This window comes from Vibrio sp. 1401, assembly GCF_033340295.1.
Window position 1 is genome coordinate 1 of the sequence record NZ_JAWOWF010000335.1, and the last position, 723, is coordinate 723.

Below are 723 nucleotides of genomic sequence, written 5' to 3' on the forward strand. Positions count from 1 at the left end.
TAACTGCCGTTCTGATAAGCAAGCTTCATTCGCTAAATCACTGATAGAGACGATGTCTAGATCCGTGGTGAGAATCCATTTTTGGATTTTTAGAATCAGCTCATCTCTGTGTTGCATGTAACGGAAAACATCACAGTATGAATGAGAGTTTCCACTGCTCTCTATTGTACTTAAAAACTGGTTACCAAGGTTTCGAGTGTGCTTTCCAAAATACTCTTCTACTATTTCCAGCATCACACTTGAGTGAGAGTAAGGTCCAGACGAAAGATAGACGTTTCCGTCAATGAGTGCTTTCTGCTCAGTCATGAGCGTTATCTCAGGGAACAGTTCGCCAAAGAGGTGGGCGAAGTAAGAATGCATTACAGCTTTGTTTTGCTGCAAAAGACCGGCTTTCGCGACGACAAAAATACCAGTGTCAATTGCAACTATTTTGCTGCCTTTTAGGTGTAACTCTCTGATCCAATCGAACAATGCAGGATCGATATTATCTAACGATTCTAAAGGATCGCCAATTGAGCCAATGATTAATATGTTTGTAAAATCAAATGATTGCCATTGTGCGGTGGGTTGAACGCTGATCCCCCCTCGACCAATTAACGGCCGATTGTTTGGCGTAACGACGTGTGTCATGAAACCTTGGAACTCTGCAAATTCAGCTGCTGTTTCCAAGATCTCTAATGAGCTTATTATTGATGCAAAATACCTCCCTGTCGGAGCAAGCGC

Annotated in this window: 1 protein-coding gene; it reads right to left on the reverse strand. The window is 42.5% G+C overall.

Annotation, left to right across the window (positions count from 1 at the left end; translation table 11 throughout):
• Positions 1-723 (reverse strand): GlxA family transcriptional regulator (locus tag R7Z77_RS25465; protein ID WP_318137064.1); only part of this gene is annotated, 723 nt, incomplete at both ends.